A 25,232-nucleotide genomic window follows, 5' to 3' on the forward strand; every position below is an offset into this window, starting at 1 on the left:
GCCACCAGATTCATTGACTGGTGCACCGCCATCGGGAGCAAGCCCCCTCCCACATTTGGAACTGAGTTGGCCGGGTTATTCGAGTACCACCAGGCGATTGGGCAGCTCATTGCGCGTTTGCGTCACCGGCACATGCACCTTGAGCAACTCGCCGCACGCCTCGATGCACGCAATAAACCCGGCCAGCGTCTGCCCCTGTTTCACCTGCTGGGTGAACGTCTTGACGATGGCGTCCCAACTGCTGTCATCCAGGCGTTTGGAAATGCCGTCATCGACGAGGATTTCCACGTAACGTTCCGCCTCGCTGACAAATATCAGCACGCCAGTGCTGCCCAACGTGTGGTGCAGGTTCTGCTCCAGAAACTGCCGACGCGCCAGGTTAGAGGCGCGCCAGTGGCGTACGGAGCGGGGAATCAGGCGGGTGGTGACCTTGGGCAAGCGAAACACCAGGCACAACACAATAAACGTCGCCCATTGCGCCAACAGCAAGGTGTACATGGTCAGGTAGCCCGACAAATAATGCACCACGCCCGGCACCACCAACGCGATCAGGCTGGCCCACAGCAACGGGATGTAGGCGTAGTCGTCGGCACGCGCCGCCAGCACGGTCACCAGTTCTGCGTCGGTGTTTTTTTCGACCCGGGCAATTGCTTCGGCGACTTGGCGCTGCTCATGTTCAGTCAGTAATGCCATGGTTGTAGATGCTCTTTTCTCGTTATTGTCATTACCAGCCGCCCGAAGCCCCGCCACCGCCGAAGCCACCACCGCCGCCACGGAAACCACCGCCACCGCCGCCCCCACCACCACCGCGGCCGCTGCTGCTGAGAATGGCCAGCAGGATAGCGCCTACCGGCAAGCCCATGCGATTGCACAGCCACAATACGCCGATCAGCAGGATAAACAGGCCGATGGAAAACCCGGGATTATCCTTGGCGAAATTCGCATCCGCCACATGGGCGGGCACCGCCAGGGGTTCACCGCCCACGACCTGGATCATCGCCGCCACGCCGTCGCTGATGCCCTGGCTGAAATTGCCGGTCTTGAACTTGGGCAGGATCACCTGGTTGATGATCACCCAGGACTGCGCATCCGTCAGCACGCCTTCCAGGCCGTAACCGACTTCGATGCGCAATTGGCGCTCATCACGGGCAACGATCAACAGCGCGCCGTTGTCCTTGCCCTTCTGGCCGATGCCCCATGCGCGCCCCAATTGATAACCGTAGTCTTCAATCGGGACGCCCTGCAGGTCGGGCACGGTGACCACCACAAGCTGGTCACCGGAGGTCTGCTCCAGCGCCTGCAGCTGTTGAGTGAGCTGCTGGCGCGTTGCCGGGTCGATCATCTGGGCGTTGTCCACCACCCGCCCGGTCAGTGCCGGGAAGGTCAGGGCCGCCTGGGCCATGCCCATGCAGGCCAGTAGCCAGAATGCCAGGCCTATCCGTAATAAACGCATCGACACCTCAAGGCAGCGTTATTTGAATTTCACCTGCGGCGCCTTGTCGGCATCGGCGCTGGTGGCTTCAAACGTGGCGCGAATCGGCAAATCGCTGTACATCACGCTGTGCCACAGACGGCCCGGGAAAGTACGAATTTCGGTGTTGTACGCCTGCACGGTCTGGATGAAATCACGACGGGCCACGGCGATACGGTTCTCGGTGCCTTCAAGCTGGGATTGCAAGGCCAGGAAATTCTGGTTGGCCTTGAGGTCCGGGTAACGCTCGGACACTACCATCAAACGGCTGAGTGCGCCGCTCAAGCCATCCTGGGCTTGCTGGAACTGCTTGAGTTTTTCCGGGTTGTCCAGGGTGCTGGCGTCCACCTGGATCGAGGTGGCCTTGGCCCGCGCTTCGATCACGGCGGTGAGGGTCTCCTGTTCGTGGGCGGCATAAGCCTTCACCGTTTCCACCAGGTTGGGAATCAGGTCGGCACGGCGTTGATACTGGTTCTGCACCTGGCCCCAGGCCGCCTTGGCCTGTTCGTCCAGGGTCGGGATGTTGTTGATGCCGCAACCGCTCAGCACGGTGCTGATCAATAGCAAAGCCGCGGCCTTGAAGCCCCAACGGTAAGTCTGTGCTGCTTGCATGGTGTTTCTCCTGCCCAATCTTGATGGAATTTGACGACTAACCCTATAAACCACGCGCTTGGGGCATAATCCGCCACCACTGGAATGCATCGAGCCAATCAGCTACAAAGATGCCCAGCGCGAAAAAGAGTTCAGAGTGTGCTGCATTTATCTGAACAACACCCGAACAACAATAGACGCTCCCCACATTTTGGCCGACCAGCGTAACCGCTGTGCAGTGAGCCGAAAAAGGATATTCATGAAGAAGCTGTGTTTGCTCGGCCTTGTTGCCACTCTGGCCACCCACCCCGTCTGGGCAGAAACAAAGCCTGCTGCGCTTAAAGACAAGGACGCCTTTGTCAGCGACCTGCTCAAGCAAATGACCCTGGATGAAAAGATCGGCCAATTGCGCCTGATCAGCATCGGCCCGGAAATGCCCCGCGAGATGATCCGCAAGGAAATTGCCGCCGGCCGCATCGGTGGCACCTTCAACTCCATCACCCGCCCGGAAAACCGTCCGATGCAGGACGCGGCCATGCGCAGCCGCTTGAAGATCCCGATGTTCTTCGCCTATGACGTGATCCACGGCCACCGCACCATTTTCCCGATCAGCCTGGCCCTGGCCTCCAGCTGGGACATGGACGCCATCGGCCGCTCCGGGCGTATCGCCGCCCAGGAAGCCGCTGCCGACAGCCTCGACATCACCTTCGCGCCGATGGTCGATATCTCCCGCGACCCGCGCTGGGGCCGTACCTCCGAAGGTTTCGGCGAAGACACCTACCTGGTCTCGCGGATTGCCGAAGTCATGGTCAAGGCGTTCCAGGGCGCAAGCCCGGCGAATGCCGACAGCCTGATGGCCAGCGTCAAGCACTTCGCCCTGTATGGCGCGGTGGAAGGCGGGCGCGACTACAACGTGGTCGACATGAGCCCGGTCAAGATGTACCAGGACTACCTGCCGCCCTACCACGCGGCGATCAAGGCCGGTTCCGGCGGCGTGATGGTCGCGTTGAACTCGATCAACGGCGTGCCTGCCACCGCCAACACCTGGCTGATGAACGACCTGCTGCGCAAGGACTGGGGCTTCAAGGGCCTGACCGTCAGCGACCACGGCGCGATCTTCGAGCTGATCAAGCACGGCGTGGCCAAGGACGGGCGCGAAGCCGCCAAGCTGGCGATCAAGGCCGGCATCGACATGAGCATGAACGACTCGCTGTACGGCAAGGAATTGCCCGGCCTGCTCAAGTCCGGCGAGATCGAACAGAGCGACATCGACAATGCCGTGCGCGAAGTGCTCGGCGCCAAGTACGACATGGGCCTGTTCAAGGACCCGTACCTGCGCATCGGCAAGGCCGAGGATGACCCGGTCGACACCTACGCCGACAGCCGCCTGCACCGCGCCGAGGCCCGCGACATTGCGCGCCGTAGCCTGGTGTTGCTGAAAAACCACAACGACACCCTGCCGCTGAAAAAATCCGCGACCATCGCCCTGGTCGGCCCGCTGGCCAAGGCGCCGATCGACATGATGGGCAGTTGGGCGGCTGCCGGCCGACCTGCGCAATCAGTGACCCTGCTCGACGGCATGAACGCCGTGATCGGCGAAAAGGGCAAAGTGATCTATGCCCGCGGTGCCAACATCACCGGCGACAAGGCGGTGCTCGACTACCTCAACTTCCTCAACTTCGATGCTCCGGAAGTGGTGGATGACCCACGCCCTGCCCAAGTATTGATCGACGAAGCGGTGAAAGCGGCGAAGAACGCCGACGTCATCGTCGCGGCCGTGGGCGAATCCCGTGGCATGTCCCACGAGTCGTCGAGCCGTACCGACCTGAACATCCCGCAAAGCCAGCGCGACCTGATCAAGGCCCTCAAGGCGACCGGCAAGCCGTTGGTGCTGGTGCTGATGAACGGCCGCCCGCTGTCGATTCTCGAAGAGAACCAACAGGCTGACGCGATCCTGGAAACCTGGTTCGCAGGTACCGAAGGCGGCAACGCCATCGCCGACGTGCTGTTCGGGGACTACAACCCGTCGGGCAAGCTGCCGATCACCTTCCCGCGTTCGGTAGGGCAGATTCCCACCTACTACAACCACCTGACCATTGGCCGGCCGTTCACCCCAGGCAAGCCGGGCAACTACACCTCGCAGTACTTCGATGACACCACAGGCCCCCTGTTTCCCTTTGGCTATGGCCTGAGCTACACCCAGTTCAGCCTGTCGGACATGGCGCTGTCGTCCACCACCCTGAACAAGACCGGCAAGCTCGACGCCAGCGTCACCGTGAAGAACACCGGCAAGGTCGATGGTGAAACCGTGGTGCAGTTGTATATCCAGGATGTGGCCGGCTCGATGATCCGCCCGATCAAGGAGCTGAAGAACTTCCAGAAGGTCATGCTCAAGGCCGGCGAAGCGCGCACGCTGCATTTCACCATCACCGAGGACGACTTGAAGTTCTACAACGCCCAGCTCAAGTTCGCGGCGGAACCGGGTGAGTTCAATGTGCAGATCGGGCTGGATTCCCAGGATGTGCAGCAGCAGACCTTTGAACTGCTCTAACGCCTGACGCGGTCAAAAATGTGGGAGGGGGCTTGCTCCCGATAGCAGTGGGTCAGTCAATGAATCTGTTAACTGAAACACCGCCATCGGGAGCAAGCCCCCTCCCACATTTGACCTCATTGTTCTTGTTAGCCGCGCCGGTCGAGCAGATTGACCACCAACCGATCAATCCACCCCCACACCCGCTGCTTCACCCGCTTCCACAACGGCCGCGCCTTCCAGGCCTCCAGGCTCACCACCTGGCTTTGGGCAAAATCCGCTTCGAAACTGCCCACCACCGCCGCCGTCAATCCCGGGTCCAACGCTTCGAGGTTGGCTTCCAGGTTGAAGCGCAAATTCCAGTGGTCGAAATTGCACGAGCCAATGCTGACCCAATCGTCCACCAGCACCATCTTCAGGTGCAAAAAGCACGGCTGGTATTCAAAAATCTGCACGCCTGCACGCATCAGACGCGGGTAATAACGATGGCCGGCGTAGCGTACTGACGGGTGATCGGTACGGGGCCCGGTGAGCAGCAAACGCACATCCACCCCGCGCCCTGCCGCCCGGCGCAAGGCACGACGCACGCTCCAGGTCGGCAGAAAATAGGGAGTCGCCAGCCAGATACGCCCTTTGCTGCTGTTCAACGCGCGAATCAACGACTGCAGGATATCGCGGTGCTGACGAGCGTCGGCGTACGCCACGCGACCAAGCCCAGGGCCCGTCGCTGGCACTTTCGGCAAGCGCGGCAAACCGAAATGGGTCGCCGGTTTCCATTCACGGCGCGCGGCGTTAGCGTGCCATTGCCGGTCGAACAGGGCCTGCCAGTCCAGTACCAGCGGGCCGCTGATCTGCACCATCACTTCATGCCAATCGGCGCTGTCTTGCCCCGGCGTCCAGAACTCATCGGTGACGCCCGTACCACCGACCACGGCAACGCGCTGGTCGATCAGCAGCAGCTTGCGGTGGTCGCGATACAGGTTGCGCATCCAGCGCCGCCAATTCAGGCGGTTGTAAAAACGCAGCTCCACGCCGGCGTCGGTCAAGCGCTTGCGCAGCCCAAGGGTAAACGCCAGGCTGCCGTAGTCATCGAACAAGCAGCGCACCTGCACCCCACGTTCGGCGGCCAGCACCAGCGCCTGCACCATCGCGTCGGCACAGGCGCCGGCTTCGACCAGATACAGCTCAAGATCCACCTGCTGCTCGGCCCGGGCGATGCCCACCAGCATCTGCGGGAAGAAACTCGGCCCGTCGATCAGCAGTTCGAATTGATTGGCGCTGCGCCACGGGAACACTGCGCCACTCATGTCAGCGCGCCGTGAAGATCAGTACCGCACCCACCGGCACCGACAAACTGATCGACTTGAGCCCCGCCGCCTTGCGCAACGCCGCCACACCCGGCGCCAGATCGAAGTCCTCGGCGTGCAACACCACAGGCTCCAGGGTCACCACCTGGAAACGTCGCTCATCCAGGCGCGTGGCAAGCAATTCGGCGCTGTAGGTCTGGGTCTTGCCGTGCAGGGTGACGCTCAGCGGCAGGCGCAACTCCAGTTGCGCGCCGGACGCCAGGTCGTTGATCGGTTGCAGATTGATCTGTGCGCTGATCAATGCGTCGGGAAAGGCCTTGATCTGGAACAGCTCTTTGCGCATGCGCTCATCGCGCAGCGGGATGCCGCTGTTGATCGACTCCATCTCCACTTGCAACTGCGCCGCGCCTTTGGCATCGACTTTGCCGTGCAGCACCAGGAAGCGGTGGACTTCAGCAACCTCTGTGTTTTTGGTGGTGACGAAAGACAGGCGCGAGGATTCGTTATCCAGGTACCAATCGGCGTGGGCAGGCACGGTGGCGCAGGTCAGCAGGGCGAAGACCAGAGGTTTGACATTGAACATAAAGACTCATGGGGCAAAAAACCTGGGCGAACATTAAGCGCAATCTCACGAACGGCGCAAATCCATTGTGGGAGCTGGCTTGCCTGCGATGGCGGTGTGCCAGGCGAGAAATGGTTGACTGATACATCGCCATCGCAGGCAAGCCAGCTCCCACAGGGTTTTGCGGTGTTTTTAATCCAGCGTTCGCTGAACTTCGCACACCGCCTGTTCAAGGCTGGCCATATGCAAATTCAACACCCGCTCCACCGGCGCCTGATGCATGGGCCAATGCAACGCCATGCTCCCCACCAACCGGCCATTGGCGTGCACCGGCAACGCCACCGCCCGAATCAGGAAGGGCAAACGCACCGGGTATTCCCAATAGCCCTCGGTACGCTGGCCGAACCCCTGGTGCTGGGTTTGCTCGCAAGCATGGCTTTGCTCATCGGCGGCCACACGATCGCGACACGCCAGCCGCTGCACTTCATCAAGGGGCAACTGCGTCAGGCATGCCTTGCCCATCGCCGAGTGAAACAGGCTGGCGTACTGACCGACGATCTGGCAGTTGTTCGGGTAGAGCTTGCGCAACACGCTGGGAATCGCGCTTTCCATGACTTCCAGGCGCTCGCCGTCGAAACACGACAAGTCCACCACCAACCCCGTGCGCTCGCTGAGCTCCAATAACCAGGGCGCCGCGCTTTCCACCACCTGGCGCTTGAAGCGTTGCTTGGTATCACCGAACAAACGCCGAGCGCGCAGGCGGTAACGCCGATCGCTCAGGCCGCGGTAGACCCAGCCCTGATCCTGCAAGGTCAGTAACATGCGCGACACCGTGGCCTTGGGCAGCCGCGTAAGGTAGTGCAGTTCTTCCAGCCCAAGGGCCTGGTGCTCGCCCAGCAACTCGACGATTGCCAGTGCGCGCTCAACCGAGCGTACCGTGCCTGTCTCCATGTTCGATCTCCCTGTTGCTGGTGGATGATCTGTTTTACACAGCAAGATACAGGCCCGGTCGCAGGTCAGGTGGTGGTGGCAATGCACGCCGGCGGCCGGCGTTGCACCCATTGAGTCAGCTGTTCATGGGCAAATGCCAGTTGCAGCACGGCTCGGTCGGCCTGGGCCGGGCCGATGACTTGCAGGCCCATGGGCAGCCCTTGGGGGTTGAAGCCCACCGGGATGCTCATGCTCGGCAAACCGGCGAGTGTCGGGCCGATCACCACTTCCATCCAGCGGTGATAGGTGTCCATTTCGCGCCCGCCAACGAGGCGTGGCCAAGGCTGTTGTGCATCGAAAGGGAACACTTGGGCGGTGGGCAACAGCAGAAAATCGTAACGCTCAAACAACTTGGCCAGGGCCCGATACCACTCGCTGCGATCCACCGACGCCTGGTACACCTGCTGGGCACTCAGGCCCTGGCCGCCCTCCACTTCCCATTGCGCTTCGGGCTTGAGCAATGCGCGTTTTCGCGGGTTGGCGTAGGCCGCGCCGAGGTTGCCGTGCACCAGCCAATGGCGGTGTACCAGCCAGCAACGCCACAGGCGCGCCAGGGAAAAGTCCGGCTGGCAGCTTTGCACCTCGCAGCCCAGCGTGGCGAAATCATCGAGTGCCGCCTCGCACAGGCTCAGCACGCCGTCTTGCATCGGCAGATAACCGTTGTAGTCACCCAGCCAACCCAGGCGCGTGCCTTTGAAGTCGCGCTGTAACGACTGGCCCAGCATCGCGGGATCGTCCTGGGATGACAAGGGCACACGGGGGTCGTAACCGGCCTGGATGCTCAGCAGCCGCGCTACATCCGTGACACTGCGCCCCATCGGGCCTTCGGTGCCCAGTTGCTGCACAAACAGCTCCGGCATCGGCCCGTGGGGCACGCGGCCCTGGGACGGGCGCAAGCCGAACACGTTATTGAACGCCGCCGGGTTGCGCAGCGAGCCCATCATGTCGCTGCCATCGGCCACCGGCAACATCCGCAACGCGAGGGCCACCGCTGCCCCGCCGCTGCTGCCGCCGGCCGTCAGGCGTGGGTCATAGGCATTGCCGGTGGTGCCAAACAGCGTGTTGTAGGTGTGGGACCCCAGGCCGAACTCCGGCACGTTGGTCTTGCCGATGATGATCGCGCCACTGGCGCGCACCCGCGCCACGCTGATGGCGTCTTCGCTGGGTACATGCTCGGCAAACAATGGTGAGCCCAACGTGGTGCGCAAACCTTGGGTTGCCGCCAGATCCTTGATGGCCTGGGGCATGCCATGCATCCAACCGCGGGATTGGCCCTGGGCCAACTCCCGGTCGCAGGCCCTTGCCTCGGCCAGCACAACCTCGCTGTCGCGCAACGACACCAACGCATTCACACGGGGGTTGAAACGCTGGATCTGCGCCAGGTACGCCTGCATCACCTCTTCGCACGACACCTGCCGCCCATGGATCGCCTGCGACAGTTGCGTGGCATCCCAATCGACAATACTCAAGGCTTCACCTCTCTGGAAAACGCCAGCGGCTTGCTCGCCCGCGGAGCCTCGCGCATGCAATAAGTGCCGAGCAGCGTCAGCACGCACGCGAACAATACGTAGAACGACGGCGCCACCGGCGTGCCCAGTACCTTACTCAACCAGGTCACGATCAACGGCGCAAAACCGCCGAACACCATCACCGCCACGTTATAGGCCACCGACACGCCGGTCGAGCGCACCTCGATGGGAAACTGTTCAGCCAACGCCGTCGGCGCCGGGCCGAAGAACCCGCCAATGGCCGTGCACAGCATCACCTGCATCACCAGCAAACGCTCAATGGACGGCGCGGCAGCCACCCATACATACAACGGGTAGACCATCACGAAGAACGCCAGGGTGAAGGCCATCAACACCGGTCGCCGCCCCAAGCGATCCGAGAGCAGGCCGGACAAGGGAATCACCACGGTCATCAGCGCCACCGCAAACATCTGCACCATCAGCACCTGGTCCAACGGCAGGCCGAGATTCTTGTGGGCGAAGGTCGGCATGTTCACCAACACCACATAGAACGACACCGTCGCCCCGCACGCCAGGCCCATGGACACCAGGATGCTGCGCCGATGCTCACGCAGCACCTGCATCAGGCTCGGTGCCGGGCCGGTGGCGTTTTTACGCGCCTGGATAAACTCTTCCGGGTCCTCCATGTGCCGCCGGATCCACAACCCCACCGGGCCGATCAGCAAGCCCAGCACAAACGGCAGGCGCCAGCCCCACAGGTCGAGGGTTTCGGGGGAGAATAAGTGCGTGACCAGCGCCACCATCGCCGCACCACCAAACACCGCCAGGCACTGCCCCACCAATTGCCAGGAACCATACAACCCCTTGCGATGGGCCGGTGCGCTCTCCACCAGAAACGCCGTGGCACTCGCGTATTCACCGCCGGTGGCAAACCCCTGAAGCATCCGCGCCACCACAATCAGCAACGGCGCGCCCATGCCGATGGCGGCGTAGTTGGGGGCGAAGGCGATCAGCGCGATGGACACGGTCATCAACCGAATAATCAATTGCATCGCGGCTTTGCGGCCTTTGCGGTCGGCGTAGATACCCAACAGGATCCCGCCCACCGGCCGCATGAAAAAGCCCACGCCAAAGGTGGCCAGGGCCATCAGCAGCGAAGCGTATTCATCCTCCGACGGGAAAAACTGCCGGGCGATGATGCTGGCGAGAAAGCCGTAGACGATGAAGTCATACCATTCCAGTGCATTGCCGATCACGGCGGCCACCACTTGGCGGGTGCGCGAGACGCCTGGTTTTAAAGTCTGCATGAGGAGCACTCCATTCAACCTATAAGGGAAAGGGTCCAGCGGCAGAAAAAAGTGCAGTCGTCAGGCAGGCTTGAGCCAGCTCTCGGCCAACGCGCCCCAATAGGCGGCGCCGGTCAGCAGGATGTCGTCGTTGAAGTCATAGGCGGGGTTATGCACCATCGGCCGCGACACGCCGTTGCCGATAAACAGGTAACTGCCGGGGCAGCGTTGCAGCATCCAGGCGAAGTCTTCACTGCCCATCAGCGTGCGAGTGTTGCCGTCCACCGCATCGGCGCCGAGCAAGGCCACACCGACCTGGCGAGCGAATTCGGTTTCTTCGCCATGGTTGACCAGCACCGGGTAGGCTGGACGGTGCTCGATCTGCACGGTGCAGCCGAAGCTGGCGGCCTGGGTGTTGATGATCGCGTTGACCCGCTCCAGCATCTGTTCGCGCACCTTGGGGTTGAGTGCACGCAGGCTCAGGCGCAGCAAGGCTTGCTGGGGAATCACATTGGCGGCCTGGCCGGCTTGCAGCGCACCGACCGTAACCACGGCGGCTTCCTGGGTATCGATATTGCGCGCTACTACCGTCTGCAAGGCCATGACCATACTCGCCGCCGCCACCAGCGGATCCACCGTCAGATGCGGCATGGAACCGTGGCCGCCGACACCTTCCAGCGTCACCGTGAGCAAGTCTTGCGAGGCCATCATCGGCCCGACTCGCAAGCCCAGATGCCCAGCCGGCAAGCCCGGCATATTGTGCATGCCGAACAGGCCGTCACACGGGAAGCGCTCCAGCAAACCATCCGCCAACATCGCCTCGGCACCGCCCTGGCCTTCTTCGGCGGGTTGAAAAATCAGATTCAGGGTGCCGTCGAATTGCCGGGTCGCCGCCAGGTAGCGGGCAGCGCCGAGCAGCATGGTGGTGTGGCCGTCATGCCCGCAGGCGTGCATGCAACCGGCGTGCTGGCTGGTGTAGGCCGCACCGGTGTTTTCGATGATGGGCAAGGCGTCCATATCGGCACGAATACCCAGCGTGCGCGAACTGCTGCCATTGCGCAGCACGCCGACCACACCGGTCTTGCCGATGCCGGTATGCACCTCATACCCCCAATCCCGCAGGGACTGCGCGACCAGCGCTGAGGTGCGGTTCTCTTCAAAGCCGAGTTCGGGATGGGCGTGGATATCGTGGCGCACAGCGTGCAAGTCGCTGGCGACATCGCTGAGCCAATCCAGAATGTGCTGGTGTGGGCGCATGGTGATTCTCCTCACAGGCGGGTGGTCCCGTTCTTGTTGGCGACACATCGACAGCTAAGCGCGATGTGGGCGTGAGGACAATCAAAGGTGGTTCCACCCTGTGGAACCTCAAGGCCGGTTCTTTTTCCGAGAACCCACGCAGATAATCTAAATGTGGGAGCTGGCTTGCCTGCGATGACGGCGGCACAGGCACCAGTGATGTTGGCTGACCTGACGCTATCGCAGGCAAGCCAGCTCCCACAGGGGAATTTGGGTGTGTCAGGGGTTGAGGCGGCAGCCTTGACGGTCGCCCAACCACCGCGCCGTGTGCGTACGCCCTAAACCGCTTGTGGTGACTTCACTGCGTTCCGGCGAGTCAGTGAACGCACTGGTCGACACGTACTGCTTCACATACCCCAGGCAATACTGCGCCGGGTTGTTCTCCACATACCGACACGAGCAATACTCCTTGGCCGTGTACGCCGCGATGATGTCGGGGAAGGCTTGCAGGTTGACGCGCTCGTGCCATACCCAACCCAATAGGGCCAGCAACAGCAGTAGCAGCAGGCTGGTAAATGGCCGACGACGAATCATGACCGCACCGCCGCCAGCACGCGCTTGAGCAGTTCGTTGTGGCGGTAGCTGCCATCGCGGTCATCGCCGTAGCGCACGATCACCAAGTGCTCGTAGGGCAGTACAAACAGTGCCTGGCCCCAGTGCCCCAGCGCAGCAAAGGTGTCGGTCGGGGCGTCGGGCCAGGGTTGGGGCGTCCCCTTGTTGAGCCACCAGTGGCCGCCCGGTACCGCTTCATCCTGGCCGGCTTTGTATTTGTCGAAAGGCCGCCGATTGAAAGCCACCCACTCTTTGGGCAGCAACTGTTGCTCACCCCAGCGCCCATCCCGTGCCATCAGCAGCCCGACCCGCGCCAGATCGCGAGCAGTGAGGTAGGCGTAGGACGAGGCAACAAAGGTTTCGTCGGCATCGGTTTCCCACGTCGCGTTGCGAATGCCCAATGGCTTGAACAGCGCATCCCACGGATAGCTCATGTACGCCTGGTGGCCGAGCATCCCTTTAAGCGCAGCGGACAGAATATTGCTGTCGCCACTGGAATAACGGAACGCCTGGCCGGGCTCGGCGGCGGCTTCGGTATCGGCGGCAAATTGCGCCATATCGTCACGCCCACGGGTATAGAGCATCGCCACAACAGAAGACTTCAACGGGGCGTATTCATAGTCCTCCTGCCAATCCAGCCCCGAAGCCCAATGGAGCAAGTCGGCCATGCTCACCTTGGGGTGCTGCTTCATTGGCGGATAAAAACGTGCGGCCGGGTCGGTGAGCTTGAAACGGTTTTCGCCGTAGGCCACGCCGAGCACAGTGGCCATCAGGCTTTTGCTCACCGACCAGGTCAGGTGCGGCGTGCTGGCGGTGGTTGGCGCGGCGTAGCGTTCGTAGATGATTTCGCCGTCACAAATGACCAGCAGCGCGTCGGTACGAATGCCTTTGCGGGTGGTGTCGTCACGGGTCGGGAAAGCGTAGGCGTTCAGGGCATCGACAGCGGGACCTTCAAGTGACGTGCCCGTGGCCCATTCTTTTTCGGGCCAGGTTTCAGCGCGGACGGTAGCGGTGACTAAAAGCACAACAACGCACAGCAGGCCTCGGACCATGGGCACGAACTCAAGGGGGCATTCAAGCCCGCGAGCCTAGCGCAGACCAATGACAGATTTGCTACACGGGGGCTGTCACCCAACCGTCACCGTAAGTTCATGGAGATGACACCGAGGCTACATAGCCTGACTTTGGACAACAAAGTCGACTGGCCGCAACCTGGCCGGCACCCGGAGACTCGCTATGACTCAGATCGCCCGCATCAGCGACAAAGGCAATGAACGCCGTCTGCAAGCCGAACGCCTGGTGGGCGCCAAGGCCTTGCAGGAAGCCCAGGCCCTGCGGTTCAACGTGTTCAGCGGCGAGTTCAACGCCAAGCTGAAAGGCGCGGAACTGGGCCTGGACATGGATGACTATGATGTTCACTGCAGCCACATCGGCGTGCGGGACTTGAACAGCGGTCGACTCGTCGCCACCACCCGTCTGCTCGACCACCAGGCCGCCAGCACTTTGGGCCGGTTCTACAGCGAAGAAGAATTCAGCCTGCATGGCTTGCTGCACTTGCAAGGCCCGATCCTGGAAATCGGTCGCACCTGCGTCGACCCGGCTTACCGCAACGGCGGCACCATCGCGGTGCTCTGGGGCGAACTGGCCGAAGTGCTCAACCAGGGCAGCTACAGCTACCTGATGGGCTGCGCGAGCATCCCGATGCACGATGGCGGCATTCAGGCCCACGCAATCATGCAGCGCTTGCGCGAGCGCTACCTGTGCAACGAACACCTGCGCGCCGAGCCGAAAAAGCCACTGCCGGCCCTGGACTTGCCGTCCAACGTCATCGCCGAAATGCCACCGCTGCTCAAAGCTTATATGCGCCTGGGCGCGAAGATCTGCGGCGAGCCGTGCTGGGATGAAGACTTCCAGGTGGCCGATGTGTTCATCCTGCTCAAGCGCGATGAGTTGTGCCCGCGCTACGCGCGCCACTTCAAGGCGGCGATGTGATGAACCGCCTGCGCATCTACGGGCGCATCACCCGCGTGCTGTTGGTGGTGGCGCTGGGCTTGAGCATGGCCAGTGTGTTTGGCCTGTTCGAACGTCTGGGCGTGGCCAATTCGATGGTGCGGCGCCAGCGTTGGTCGCGGTTCTTTATGGCGCGATTGAGCAACGCCCTGCCCTTTCGCGTAACGGTGCACGGCGAGTTGCCGCAAGCGCCGATGCTGTGGGTGAGCAATCACGTGTCCTGGACCGACATCCCACTGCTGGGCATGGTCACGCCGCTGTCGTTTTTGTCCAAGGCCGAAGTCCGCACCTGGCCGGTAGCCGGCTGGCTGGCGGCCAAGGCCGGCAGTCTGTTCATTCGTCGTGGCGCGGGTGACAGCCAGTTAATCCGCAAACAGATGACCCGCCATCTGGAGCAACAGCACCCGCTGCTGATGTTCCCCGAGGGCACCACTACCGACGGGCGCAGCTTGCGTACTTTTCACGGGCGTTTGCTGGCCAGTGCAATCGATGCGGATGTGTCGCTGCAACCGGTGGCGATTCGTTATCTGCGTGACGGTGGGGTTGATCCGCTGGCGCCGTTCATTGGCGATGACGATTTGCTCTCGCACTTGATGCGCTTGTTTTCCAACGACCAGGGCGATGTGCAGATTCATCTGCTCAAGCCGATTGCCTGCGCCGGGCAGGAACGCGCGGCACTGGCGTATCAGGCGCAGCAGGCGGTGCAAAAGGCGTTGTTTGGCCCGGTGCCGGAAGCTGAGCAAGTGGCTGCTCGACCTGCGTTCGCGGCATAAAGCGGGCACAGTCATATGTGGGAGGGGGCTTGCTCCCGATAGCAGTTGTTCAGTCAACATAGACAGTGACTGACACACCGCAATCGGGAGCAAGCCCCCTCCCACATTTAGACATCGGTGGTCAGTTGGATCTGTGCAAATCTCTGCAATTGGGGATAGAACACCCGGAAATCTTCACTTAACGGCTTATAAAGCTCGCGCAACTCGTGCATCGCAAATCCGAGTGCCTGCGGGTCAGTCAGCCGCCGCGAAATTCCACGCAGCACCTGCTCCATCACCGCGAACTCGCGATACGAACCCAGCCAGTCATCCGCCGCCATATACGGCGCAATCTGCGCCAGCCGCCCCGGTAACTCAGGTTCTGCCGCCAGCACGCGATACACCTGCGAGGTAAAACGCTCCAGAGGCTGCTCGGCATACAACGCCCAATCCCGCGCCAGGCAATGGTCAAAAAACACATCGAGCACGATCCCGGCATAGCGCCTGCGGGTCAGGCTGAAGCGCGACAACGCCTCGCCCACCAACGGGTGGCTATCGGTAAACCGGTCAATCGAACGGTGCAACTGGATCGCTGCTTCGATTTGCGGGCTGAACTGGCCCTGCAGGCGGCCTTTGACGAAGTCGCCATACAGGCTGCCCAGCAGTTGCGCAGGAAGTTGGCCGCCCAGGTGCAGATGTGCGAGATAATTCATGGCGCGCAGTCTATCACTGCCGCACTCATATCGTTATAACCCGATATACCGATTCGCTTTGGCCTCAGATCAAAATCATATTGGTATATCGAGATATGACGATTTAAAGTTCGCCTCATCGCGATATAACGCTTTACGACACCGAGCACCCTGCCATGTCCATCGACCTCGACGAAATAATAAAAGCCCTGGCGCACCCAGTACGACGAGACATCCTCACCTGGCTCAAAGACCCGAAAGTGCAATTCCCCGAGCAACTGCACAACCACGAATACGGCATCTGCGCCGGGCAGATCGACCAGCGCTGCGGCCTGTCCCAGTCGACCGTGTCGGCGCACCTGGCAACCTTGCAACGGGCGGGATTGATCAGCAGCCAGAAGGCCGGGCAATGGCACTTTTTCAAACGCAATGAGGAGACGATCCAAGCCTTTCTCACGGCGCTCATAACCGAACTCAGCGCACCGCAATAACCAAGGAAACGCAAATGCCCCTCTCGCTCCTCATACTGGCCCTGAGCGCCTTCGCCATCGGCACCACCGAGTTCGTCATCATGGGGCTGCTGCCCGATGTCGCGGCGGACCTGGGTGTGTCGATTCCCGGCGCCGGCTGGCTGGTCACCGGCTACGCCTTGGGCGTGGCCATCGGCGCGCCCTTCATGGCACTGGCCACCGCCAGGCTGCCACGCAAGGCCGCTCTGGTAGCGTTGATGGGCATCTTTATTGTCGGCAACCTCCTCTGCGCCCTGGCCAGTGACTACAACGTGCTGATGTTTGCCCGCGTCGTCACGGCGCTGTGCCACGGTGCCTTCTTCGGGATCGGTTCCGTGGTGGCGGCCAACCTGGTGCCGGCCAATAAACGCGCTTCTGCGGTGGCCTTGATGTTCACCGGTTTGACCCTGGCCAACGTGCTCGGCGTGCCGTTGGGCACTGCACTGGGTCAGGAAGCTGGCTGGCGCTCGACCTTTTGGGCAGTGACCGTGATTGGCGTGATCGCCTTGATCGGCCTGATCCGCTTCCTGCCGGCCAAGCGTGACGAAGAAAAACTCGACATGCGCGCCGAACTCGCTGCCCTCAAAGGCGCGGGTATCTGGTTGTCGCTGAGCATGACGGCGCTGTTCGCCGCCTCCATGTTCACCCTCTTTACCTACGTAGCCCCGCTGCTGGGCGATGTGACCGGCGTGTCGCCCAAAGGCGTGACCTGGACCCTGCTGTTGATCGGCCTGGGCCTCACGGTGGGCAACATCATCGGCGGCAAGCTGGCCGACAAACGCCTGGCGGCCACCCTGATCGGCGTGTTCATCAGCATGGCGGTGGTTTCCACGGTGTTGAGCTGGACCAGCGTTGCACTGATACCGACCGAAATCACCCTGTTCCTGTGGGCCACCGCCTCGTTTGCCGCCGTACCAGCGCTGCAGATCAACGTGGTGACCTTCGGCAAGGCCGCCCCCAACCTGGTGTCCACCCTGAACATCGGTGCCTTCAACATCGGTAACGCCCTCGGCGCCTGGGTCGGTGGCAGCGTGATTGCCCACGGCTTCGGCCTGACCAGCGTGCCCCTGGCCGCTGCAGCACTGGCGATTCTCGCGCTGCTGGTGACCCTGATTACCTTCCGCCAGAGCGGCGGTGCCGACCTGGCCCCCGCGACCAACTGATCAACTTAAAGACAAAGGTGTTTTCCCATGACGACTATTTTCGATCCAATCACACTGGGCGACCTGGAACTGTCGAACCGCATCATCATGGCGCCACTGACCCGTTGCCGTGCCGACGCCGGCCGCGTGCCCAACGCGCTGATGGCCGAGTATTACGTGCAGCGCGCATCCGCCGGGTTGATCCTCAGCGAAGCCACCTCGGTGATGCCCATGGGCGTGGGTTACCCGGACACGCCGGGCATCTGGTCCAACGACCAGGTGCGTGGCTGGGCCAACATCACCAAGGCCGTGCATGGCGCGGGCGGCAAGATCTTCCTGCAACTGTGGCATGTGGGTCGCATCTCCCACGAGTCCTACCTGAACGGCGAAACCCCGGTGGCCCCCAGCGCGATCCAGGCCAAAGGTCACGTCAGCCTGGTGCGCCCACTGGCCGACTACCCTACCCCGCGCGCCCTGGAAACCGCTGAAATCGCCGACATCGTCGACGCTTACCGCGTGGGCGCCGAAAACGCCAAGGCCGCAGGCTTTGACGGCGTGGAAATCCACGGCGCCAACGGCTACCTGCTCGACCAGTTCCTGCAAAGCAGCACCAACCAGCGCACCGACCAATACGGCGGTTCCCTGGAAAACCGTGCGCGCCTGCTGCTGGAAGTCACCGACGCCGCCATCGAAGTATGGGGCGCCGGCCGCGTGGGCGTGCACCTGGCACCGCGTGGCGATGCGCACGACATGGGCGACGCCAACCTGGCCGAAACCTTCACCTACGTCGCCAGCGAACTGGGCAAGCGTGGCATCGCCTTCATCTGCTCCCGTGAAAAAGAAGGCGCGGACAGCCTCGGCCCACAACTGAAAAAAGCCTTCGGCGGCGTCTACATCGCCAACGAACGTTTCACCAAAGACAGCGCCAACGCCTGGCTGGCGGCGGGCAAAGCGGATGCGGTGGCCTTCGGTATTCCTTTCATCGCCAACCCGGACCTGCCGGCGCGCTTGAAGGCTGATGCGCCGTTGAACAAACCGCACCCAGAAACCTTCTATGGCAAAGGCCCGGTGGGTTACACCGACTACCCGACGCTGCCGATCTAACCTGATCCGCAAAACCAATGTGGGAGGGGGCTTGCCCCCGATAGCAGTGCTTCAGTCAACACATCAGTGACTGATCCACCGCTATCGGGGGCAAGCCCCCTCCCACATTTGCCTGTTTGTAGCGCCTGCGGAAACATTGCTTCACAGAACGGCAACAATATCGCTACAAAATACTTAGCCGGCTACCTATCAACGGCCCGCCAGCCCGTATATAAAGTCATCCCACAAATCAGGCAGGAGGACGATTGACCGTCCTTAGGCTTTACTGTTGACACAACTGGTCGCAATTACGCATTTTGTCTCAATTGCGCAGGCTGGGGCTCAGGCGCAGCATGTCCAGCCCTATATCAGCCCAGCGCTCGGCGTCCTGATGCAATTGAAAACTGTCAGGCACCAGCAGCCACTGGCCGATCAAGCCGTGGATAAAGGCATGAATACACACGGCGCCGCGGGTGGTATCCAGCGTGGCTGGAAGTTGCCCGCGATGGACCGCGTTACGCAACGTCAAGCCGATGCGCAGGTTGCACTCAAGGGTGTGGGTCTGGCGTTGGCGGCGCATGTCACACATTTCATCGGTGAACTCGCACTTATGAAACAGAATCTCGTTGATGCGCCGGGTTTTCGGGTCCAGGGCCACTTCATGGTAGAGATGAATCAGCAGCTTGCGCATACAGCCCAGCGGGTCGGCTTCGTCCTCGCTTTCACTGGCCCGCGCCAGTTCGTCCAGGGGCTCGTGCAACGTGTCGAGCAGTGCCTGAAGCAAGTCGGACTTGTTGCTGAAGTGCCAGTAGATAGCCCCGCGCGTCACCCCTGCCAGCGTGGCGATGTCCGCCAGGGTGGTCCGCGCGACGCCGCGCTCATAAAAGGCTTGCTCGGCGGCTTGGAGAATCTGGCTGCGCGTTTCCTGAGCTTCCTCTTTGGTGCGACGAACCATGGCAGTAAAACCTCAATCGGGACACTGTGGATGGTACTTGACCATCATCTGAATAATTATGGGACGACGCCGTCATGGGCACCGAACGTACTAGAATCGAGGCTTGCGGCAGTGCTTTGTCAACAATGCGCCAAGCCTGTCAAGAGTTTACAAACAACCATGAACGTAAGTATATTGCGTAGCAAGCTACTTATCCACTCACGGCTTGTTTTTTACCCTTCCACACTTCTTGTGCGCACTCTGCGCGCCTGACCCGAGGATCTTCATGCAACTTAAGCCAGCTGTTACCGCTCTGGTCACTGCCGTCGCCCTGGCATCGCTGCTCAGCGGATGTAAAAAGGAAGAAGCGGCACCGCCCGCTCAAACCCCTCAGGTCGGCGTGGTCACCATTCAACCGCAAGCCTATACCCTGACCACCGAGCTGCCAGGCCGCACCACGGCCTTTCGCATCGCGGAAGTCCGGCCTCAGGTCAACGGCATCATTCTCAAGCGCCTGTTCAAGGAAGGCGCCGACGTGAAGGAAGGGCAACAGCTCTACCAGATCGACCCGTCGGTGTATGAGGCCACGCTGAAAAGCGCACAAGCCAGCCTGTCCCAGACCAAGTCCATCAGCGACCGCTACAAGCAGTTGGTCGATGAACAGGCCGTCAGCCGTCAGGAATACGACACCGCCGTCGCCAACCGCATGACCGCCGAAGCAAACGTTCAAACCGCCCAGATCAACGTGCGCTACACCAAAGTGTTTGCACCGATCTCCGGGCGCATTGGTCGTTCTTCGGTGACCGAAGGCGCACTGGTCAGCAATGGCCAGGCCGATGCCATGGCCGTGATTCAGCAACTGGACCCGATCTACGTCGACGTTACGCAGTCCTCGGCTGAAATGCTGAAACTGCGCCGCGACCTGGAAAGCGGCCAGCTGGAGAAGGCCGGCGAAAACGCAGCCAAGGTCAAGCTGACCCTGGAAGACGGCACGCCTTACGCCCAGGACGGCAAGCTGGAATTCTCCGAAGTGTCGGTCGACCAGACCACCGGTTCCGTGACCCTGCGTGCCGTGTTCCCCAACCCTGACCACGTGCTGCTGCCGGGCATGTTCGTACACGCCCAGTTGCTGGCCGGTGTGAACAGCAAGGCCATCCTGGCTCCGCAGCAAGGCGTGACCCGTGACCTGCGCGGCATTCCGACGGCGCTGATCGTGAACAAGGACAACAAGGTCGAGCAACGCGAACTGGTTGCCAACCGTACCGCGGGTGCCTACTGGCTGGTGGAAAAAGGCCTCAATGCCGGTGACCGCGTCATCACCGAAGGCTTGCAGTACGTCAAGCCGGGCGCCGAGGTGAAGGTCACGGAAGCCTCCAACGCTAAACCCGCCGGTACTGCTGCAGCGCCTGCTGCCGCTGCTGGTCAAGGGGAGTAATCCATGTCGAAATTTTTTATCGACCGTCCCATTTTCGCCTGGGTAATTGCCCTGGTGATCATGCTGGTCGGGGCACTCTCGATCCTGAAGTTGCCCATCAACCAATACCCGGCCATTGCGCCAACGGCCATTGATATCCAGGTGACCTACCCGGGCGCTTCCGCACAAACCGTGCAGGACACCGTGGTGCAGGTCATCGAGCAACAGCTCAACGGTATCGACAACCTGCGTTATGTATCCTCGGACAGTAACTCCGACGGCAGCATGACCATCACCGTGACGTTCAACCAGGGTACCAACCCGGATATCGCCCAGGTTCAGGTACAGAACAAGCTGAACCTGGCCACCCCGCTGCTGCCGCAAGAAGTGCAGCAACAGGGTATCCGCGTCACCAAGTCGGTGAAGAACTTCCTGATGGTGATCGGTCTGGTGTCGGAAGACGGCAGCATGACCAAGGACGACCTCTCCAACTACATCGTGTCCAACATCCAGGACCCGATCTCCCGTACCGCGGGGGTGGGTGACTTCCAGGTGTTCGGTTCGCAGTACGCCATGCGTATCTGGCTCGACCCGGCCAAACTGAACAATTACCAGCTCACGCCAGTGGACGTCAGCAATGCCATCAAGGCCCAGAACGTGCAGGTGGCCACCGGCCAACTGGGCGGCCTGCCTGCGCTGCCCGGCACCCAACTGAACGCCACCATCATCGGCAAGACGCGCCTGCAAAGCACAGAGGAATTCGCCAAGATCCTGATGAAGGTGAACACCGACGGCTCCCAGGTTCGCCTAGGTGACGTCGCGCGTATCGAACTGGGCGGCCAGAACTACAGCATCAGTGCGCAATTCAACGGCAAGCCGGCCTCGGGTATGGCAATCAAGCTGGCGGCCGGTGCCAACGCACTGGACACCGGCAAGGCCATCCGCGAAACAGTGAAGTCTCTGGAACCGTTCTTCCCGCCAGGCATGAAGGCGGTGGTGCCCTATGACACTACGCCGGTAGTGACCGAGTCGATCTCCGGCGTGGTTCACACCCTGGTCGAAGCGATCGTGCTGGTGTTCCTGGTGATGTTCCTGTTCCTGCAGAACTTCCGCGCCACCATCATCACCACCATGACCGTACCGGTGGTATTGCTGGGTACCTTCGGGATCCTGGCCGCGTGCGGCTTCACCATCAATACCCTGACCATGTTCGGCATGATCCTGGCCATCGGCTTGCTGGTGGACGATGCCATCGTCGTGGTGGAAAACGTCGAACGGGTCATGGCCGAGGAGCACCTGTCGCCCAAGGAAGCGACGATCAAGTCCATGGGCCAGATCCAGGGCGCCCTGGTGGGTATTGCCCTGGTACTGTCGGCGGTATTGCTGCCGATGGCGTTCTTCGGTGGCTCCACCGGTGTGATCTACCGCCAGTTCTCCATCACCATTGTTTCGGCGATGGCGTTGTCGGTACTGGTTGCCCTGATCTTCACCCCGGCCTTGTGCGCCACCATGCTCAAGCCGATCGATCCGGAAAAGCACGGCCAGCCCAAGCGCGGCTTCTTTGGCTGGTTCAACCGCACCTTCGACAGCGGCGTACTCAAGTACGAGCGCGGCGTGGGCAACATGATCAAGCACAAGATCCCGGCGTTTCTGGTGTATGTGCTGATTCTGGCCGGCATGATCTGGATGTTCACCCGTATTCCAAGCGCGTTCCTGCCAGAGGAAGACCAGGGTGTGATCTTCGCCCAGGTGCAGACACCAGTCGGTGCTTCGGCTGAGCGTACGCAAAAAGTCGTCGACGATATGCGTGCCTTCCTGCTGAACGACAAGGAAGGCGAGCCTGGCGAAGGCAAGTCGGTGAACTCGGTGTTTACCGTAAACGGCTTCAACTTCGCCGGCCGTGGCCAGAGCTCGGGCCTTGCGTTCGTGATGCTCAAGCCGTGGGACGAGCGTGACTCGACCCAATCGGTATTCGAAGTGGCCAAGCGTGCCCAGGGTTACTTCTTCGGGGCCTTCAAGGACGCCATGGTATTTGCCATCGTGCCGCCTTCGGTTCTGGAATTGGGTAACGCCACCGGTTTCGACGTGTTCCTGCAAGACCAGGGTGGCGTCGGCCACGACAAGCTGATGGCTGCACGTAACCAGTTCCTGGGTGCGGCGGCACAAAGCAAGGTGTTGGCGGGCGTACGTCCTAACGGCGTGAACGATGAGCCGCAGTACGAGCTGACCGTCGACGACGAGAAAGCCAGTGCCCAGGGCATCAGCCTTGCCGATATCCAGCAGACGCTGGCCATTGCCTTGGGTGGCAGCTACATCAACGACTTCATCGACCGTGGTCGTGTGAAGAAGGTGTATGTGCAAGGTGACGCCGCCAGCCGCATGTCGCCGGAAGACCTGGACAAATGGTACGTACGCAGCGGCGACGGAAAAATGGTGCCGCTGTCGGCCATCTCGTCGGGCCAGTGGATCTACGGTTCGCCCAAGCTTTCGCGATACAACGGTGTAGCGGCGATGGAAATCCTCGGTACCCCGGCACCAGGCTACAGTACCGGTGACGCGATGGCCGAAGTCGAACGCATTGCCAAAGAACTGCCGGCCGGTGTCGGCTATGCCTGGACCGGCCTGTCGTACGAAGAACGCCTGTCCGGCTCCCAGGCGCCAGCCCTGTACGCATTGTCGCTGCTGGTGGTGTTCCTGTGCCTGGCGGCACTGTACGAAAGCTGGTCGATCCCGATCGCGGTGATTCTGGTTGTGCCACTGGGTGTGATCGGTGCACTGATCGCTACCAGTATGCGGGGCTTGTCCAACGACGTGTTCTTCCAGGTGGGCTTGCTGGTGACGGTGGGCCTGGCGGCGAAAAACGCCATCCTGATCGTGGAATTCGCCAAAGAGCTGCACGAGCAAGGCAAAGGCATCGTCGAGGCGGCTATCGAAGCGTCCCGTATGCGTCTGCGCCCGATCATCATGACGTCCATGGCGTTCGTGCTCGGCGTACTGCCGCTGGCGATTTCCAGCGGTGCCGGCTCAGGCAGCCAGCACGCGATCGGTACCGGCGTGATCGGCGGTATGATCACCGCCACTGTGCTTGCCATTTTCTGGGTGCCACTGTTCTACGCAACCGTGTCCTCGGCCGGCGAACGCAAAAAGAAAGACACTACTGAAACTCCTAAAGAGGCTGGCCAATGAGCAAGTCGCTACTTTCCCTAGCCGTCACGGCATTCGTGCTCAGTGGCTGCTCGCTGATACCTGACTATCAGCGCCCCGATGCGCCGGTGGCTGCACAGTTCCCGCAGGGGCCGGCGTATTCGTCGGCCCAGGCGCCGAACCAGGCCGCTGCCGAGCAGGGCTGGAAGCAGTTTTTCCATGACCCTGCCCTGCAACAGCTGATCCAGACCGCGTTGGTGAACAACCGTGACCTGCGTGTCGCGGCCCTGAACATCGACGCCTATGCAGCGCAGTACCAGATCCAGCGTGCCGACCTGTTCCCGGCGGTATCGGCCACCGGTAACGGCAGCCGTTCGCGCACCCCGGCCAAGCTGTCACAGACCGGCGAATCGTCTATCGCCAGCCAGTACTCGGCGGGCCTGGGGATCAGCTCTTATGAGCTGGACCTGTTCGGTCGCGTGCGAAGCCTGAGTGAAGAAGCGCTGCAGAAGTACTTCGCCACTGAAGAAGCGCGGCGCAGTACCCAGATCAGCCTGGTGGCCAGCGTGGCCAATGCCTACCTGACCTGGCAGGCCGACAAGGAACTGCTCAAGCTGACCCAGGACACCCTGGGTGCGTTCGAGCAGAGCTTCAAGCTCACCTCGCGCAGCAACGAAGTCGGCGTGGCGTCGGCGCTGGACCTCAGCCAGGCACGCACCTCGGTGGAAAACGCCCGGGTGCAACTGGCACGTTATACGCGCCAGGTGGCTCAGGACGAAAACAGCCTGACCCTGTTGCTGGGCACCGGCCTGCCGGCGAATATCGCCAGCAAGCCGCTGTCCGATGACCTGCTCAGCGAAGTGCCTGCCGGCTTGCCGTCAGACCTGCTGCAACGTCGTCCCGACATTGTGCAGGCCGAGTACAACCTCAAGGCTGCCAATGCCAATATCGGCGCGGCCCGTGCGGCGTTCTTCCCGAGCATCAGCCTGACGGCCAGTGCCGGTACCGCCAGCCCAACCCTGGGCGGCCTGTTCAAAGGCGGTTCGGGTACCTGGGCGTTTGCCCCGCAGATCAACATCCCGATCTTCAACGCCGGTAGCCTGCGCGCAAGCCTGGACTACTCGAAGATCCAGAAAGAGATCAACGTGGCCAACTACGAGAAAGCCATCCAGACCGGCTTCCAGGAAGTCTCCGACGGCCTCGCTGCGCGTCAGACCTACAAGCAGCAACTGGATGCCCAACGTGGCTTCGTCGAGGCTAACCAGGATTACTACCGCCTGGCCGAGCGTCGCTACCGCATTGGTGTCGACAGCAACCTGACTTTCCTCGACGCCCAGCGCCAACTGTTCAGTGCCCAGCAATCGCTGATCACCGACCGCCTGGCGCAGCTGACCAGCGAGGTCAACCTGTACAAGGCCCTCGGCGGTGGCTGGAATGAGCAGACCGCCAAGAACGAGCCGTTGAAAGAACAAGCACCGCCGTTGAAGTTGTTCTGATA

Annotated in this window: 22 protein-coding genes; 9 read left to right on the forward strand and 13 right to left on the reverse strand. The window is 61.5% G+C overall.

Annotation, left to right across the window (positions count from 1 at the left end; genetic code table 11):
• Nucleotides 1–75 precede the first annotated feature (75 nt).
• The 3 genes from E4P01_RS16470 to E4P01_RS16485 are packed head-to-tail and all read right to left on the reverse strand — an operon-like array spanning nt 76 to nt 2,083.
• A complete protein-coding gene (locus E4P01_RS16470) occupies nt 76–693 on the reverse strand; it encodes a TPM domain-containing protein (protein ID WP_005785935.1) in 618 nt (205 codons plus the stop codon).
• Nucleotides 694–724: 31 nt separating this feature from the next.
• Complete coding sequence (locus E4P01_RS28245; protein ID WP_032877302.1) at nt 725–1,453, reverse strand: TPM domain-containing protein; 729 nt, start codon at nt 1,451–1,453, stop codon at nt 725–727.
• An 18-nt stretch (nt 1,454–1,471) separates the two neighbouring features.
• Nucleotides 1,472–2,083, reverse strand: a complete 612-nt coding sequence (locus E4P01_RS16485) for a LemA family protein (protein ID WP_032877303.1) — start codon at nt 2,081–2,083, stop codon at nt 1,472–1,474.
• Between the two features lie 238 nt (nt 2,084–2,321).
• Between E4P01_RS16485 and bglX the strand changes: the two genes are divergently transcribed.
• Complete coding sequence (gene bglX, locus E4P01_RS16490; RefSeq protein ID WP_032877304.1) at nt 2,322–4,613, forward strand: beta-glucosidase BglX; 2,292 nt, start codon at nt 2,322–2,324, stop codon at nt 4,611–4,613.
• A gap of 128 nt (nt 4,614–4,741) precedes the next feature.
• On the opposite strand, the gene E4P01_RS16495 is transcribed toward bglX, so the two are convergent.
• From E4P01_RS16495 to E4P01_RS16530, 8 genes are all read right to left on the reverse strand, one after another.
• Nucleotides 4,742–5,899 carry a phosphatidylserine/phosphatidylglycerophosphate/cardiolipin synthase family protein gene (locus E4P01_RS16495; RefSeq protein ID WP_216090867.1) on the reverse strand — a complete coding sequence of 386 codons (1,158 nt, stop codon included), beginning with the start codon at nt 5,897–5,899 and terminating at the stop codon, nt 4,742–4,744.
• Between the two features lies 1 nt (nt 5,900).
• Nucleotides 5,901–6,482, reverse strand: a complete 582-nt coding sequence (locus E4P01_RS16500) for a YceI family protein (RefSeq protein WP_032877305.1) — start codon at nt 6,480–6,482, stop codon at nt 5,901–5,903.
• A 171-nt stretch (nt 6,483–6,653) separates the two neighbouring features.
• A complete protein-coding gene (locus tag E4P01_RS16505) occupies nt 6,654–7,412 on the reverse strand; it encodes a helix-turn-helix domain-containing protein (RefSeq protein ID WP_216090866.1) in 759 nt (252 codons plus the stop codon).
• Between the two features lie 65 nt (nt 7,413–7,477).
• Entirely contained in the window at nt 7,478–8,920 is a 1,443-nt protein-coding gene (locus tag E4P01_RS16510; protein WP_078820512.1) for an amidase, read from the reverse strand.
• Nucleotides 8,917–10,227 carry a citrate-proton symporter gene (locus tag E4P01_RS16515; protein WP_216090865.1) on the reverse strand — a complete coding sequence of 437 codons (1,311 nt, stop codon included), beginning with the start codon at nt 10,225–10,227 and terminating at the stop codon, nt 8,917–8,919. The genes E4P01_RS16510 and E4P01_RS16515 overlap by 4 nt, the downstream gene beginning before the upstream one ends.
• A gap of 60 nt (nt 10,228–10,287) precedes the next feature.
• Complete coding sequence (locus E4P01_RS16520; RefSeq protein ID WP_005785919.1) at nt 10,288–11,463, reverse strand: M20 aminoacylase family protein; 1,176 nt, start codon at nt 11,461–11,463, stop codon at nt 10,288–10,290.
• Between the two features lie 258 nt (nt 11,464–11,721).
• Entirely contained in the window at nt 11,722–12,036 is a 315-nt protein-coding gene (locus tag E4P01_RS16525; protein ID WP_216090864.1) for an amidase, read from the reverse strand.
• Nucleotides 12,033–13,106 carry a serine hydrolase gene (locus tag E4P01_RS16530; protein WP_216090863.1) on the reverse strand — a complete coding sequence of 358 codons (1,074 nt, stop codon included), beginning with the start codon at nt 13,104–13,106 and terminating at the stop codon, nt 12,033–12,035. Before E4P01_RS16530 ends, E4P01_RS16525 begins: the two co-directional genes overlap by 4 nt.
• Nucleotides 13,107–13,290: 184 nt before the next feature.
• On the opposite strand from E4P01_RS16530, the gene olsB reads away from it, so the two are divergent.
• Both olsB and E4P01_RS16540 read left to right on the forward strand, forming a co-directional pair.
• Nucleotides 13,291–14,046 carry an L-ornithine N(alpha)-acyltransferase gene (olsB, locus tag E4P01_RS16535; protein ID WP_005785912.1) on the forward strand — a complete coding sequence of 252 codons (756 nt, stop codon included), beginning with the start codon at nt 13,291–13,293 and terminating at the stop codon, nt 14,044–14,046.
• Entirely contained in the window at nt 14,046–14,837 is a 792-nt protein-coding gene (locus tag E4P01_RS16540) for a lysophospholipid acyltransferase family protein (protein WP_216090862.1), read from the forward strand. Before olsB ends, E4P01_RS16540 begins: the two co-directional genes overlap by 1 nt.
• A gap of 107 nt (nt 14,838–14,944) precedes the next feature.
• Here E4P01_RS16540 and E4P01_RS16545 read toward each other — a convergent pair whose 3' ends face one another.
• Nucleotides 14,945–15,529, reverse strand: coding sequence for an ACP phosphodiesterase (locus E4P01_RS16545; RefSeq protein ID WP_032877311.1), 585 nt, complete (start codon nt 15,527–15,529; stop codon nt 14,945–14,947).
• A gap of 155 nt (nt 15,530–15,684) precedes the next feature.
• Between E4P01_RS16545 and E4P01_RS16550 the strand changes: the two genes are divergently transcribed.
• The 3 genes from E4P01_RS16550 to E4P01_RS16560 are packed head-to-tail and all read left to right on the forward strand — an operon-like array spanning nt 15,685 to nt 18,263.
• Nucleotides 15,685–15,999 carry a helix-turn-helix transcriptional regulator gene (locus E4P01_RS16550; RefSeq protein ID WP_032877312.1) on the forward strand — a complete coding sequence of 105 codons (315 nt, stop codon included), beginning with the start codon at nt 15,685–15,687 and terminating at the stop codon, nt 15,997–15,999.
• Nucleotides 16,000–16,013: 14 nt separating this feature from the next.
• The gene (locus tag E4P01_RS16555; protein WP_216090861.1) at nt 16,014–17,180 is read left to right on the forward strand and encodes an MFS transporter; all 1,167 of its coding nucleotides are present in this window, start codon (nt 16,014–16,016) and stop codon (nt 17,178–17,180) included.
• Between the two features lie 27 nt (nt 17,181–17,207).
• On the forward strand, nt 17,208–18,263 hold the full coding sequence (locus E4P01_RS16560) for an alkene reductase (protein WP_216090860.1): 1,056 nt from the start codon (nt 17,208–17,210) through the stop codon (nt 18,261–18,263).
• A gap of 301 nt (nt 18,264–18,564) precedes the next feature.
• Here E4P01_RS16560 and E4P01_RS16565 read toward each other — a convergent pair whose 3' ends face one another.
• Nucleotides 18,565–19,197, reverse strand: a complete 633-nt coding sequence (locus tag E4P01_RS16565; protein WP_005785903.1) for a TetR family transcriptional regulator — start codon at nt 19,195–19,197, stop codon at nt 18,565–18,567.
• A 265-nt stretch (nt 19,198–19,462) separates the two neighbouring features.
• Here E4P01_RS16565 and E4P01_RS16570 point away from each other — a divergent pair, with 265 nt between their 5' ends.
• The 3 genes from E4P01_RS16570 to adeC are packed head-to-tail and all read left to right on the forward strand — an operon-like array spanning nt 19,463 to nt 25,230.
• The gene (locus tag E4P01_RS16570; RefSeq protein WP_078820508.1) at nt 19,463–20,611 is read left to right on the forward strand and encodes an efflux RND transporter periplasmic adaptor subunit; all 1,149 of its coding nucleotides are present in this window, start codon (nt 19,463–19,465) and stop codon (nt 20,609–20,611) included.
• Nucleotides 20,612–20,614: 3 nt separating this feature from the next.
• The gene (locus tag E4P01_RS16575; RefSeq protein WP_032877315.1) at nt 20,615–23,776 is read left to right on the forward strand and encodes an efflux RND transporter permease subunit; all 3,162 of its coding nucleotides are present in this window, start codon (nt 20,615–20,617) and stop codon (nt 23,774–23,776) included.
• Nucleotides 23,773–25,230 (forward strand): AdeC/AdeK/OprM family multidrug efflux complex outer membrane factor, encoded by a 1,458-nt coding sequence (gene adeC, locus E4P01_RS16580; RefSeq protein ID WP_032877316.1) that lies wholly within the window; start codon nt 23,773–23,775, stop codon nt 25,228–25,230. Before E4P01_RS16575 ends, adeC begins: the two co-directional genes overlap by 4 nt.
• Nucleotides 25,231–25,232 lie beyond the last annotated feature (2 nt).

This window comes from Pseudomonas sp. NCIMB 10586 (assembly GCF_023127895.1).
Lineage (GTDB): Bacteria > Pseudomonadota > Gammaproteobacteria > Pseudomonadales > Pseudomonadaceae > Aquipseudomonas > Aquipseudomonas synxantha_A.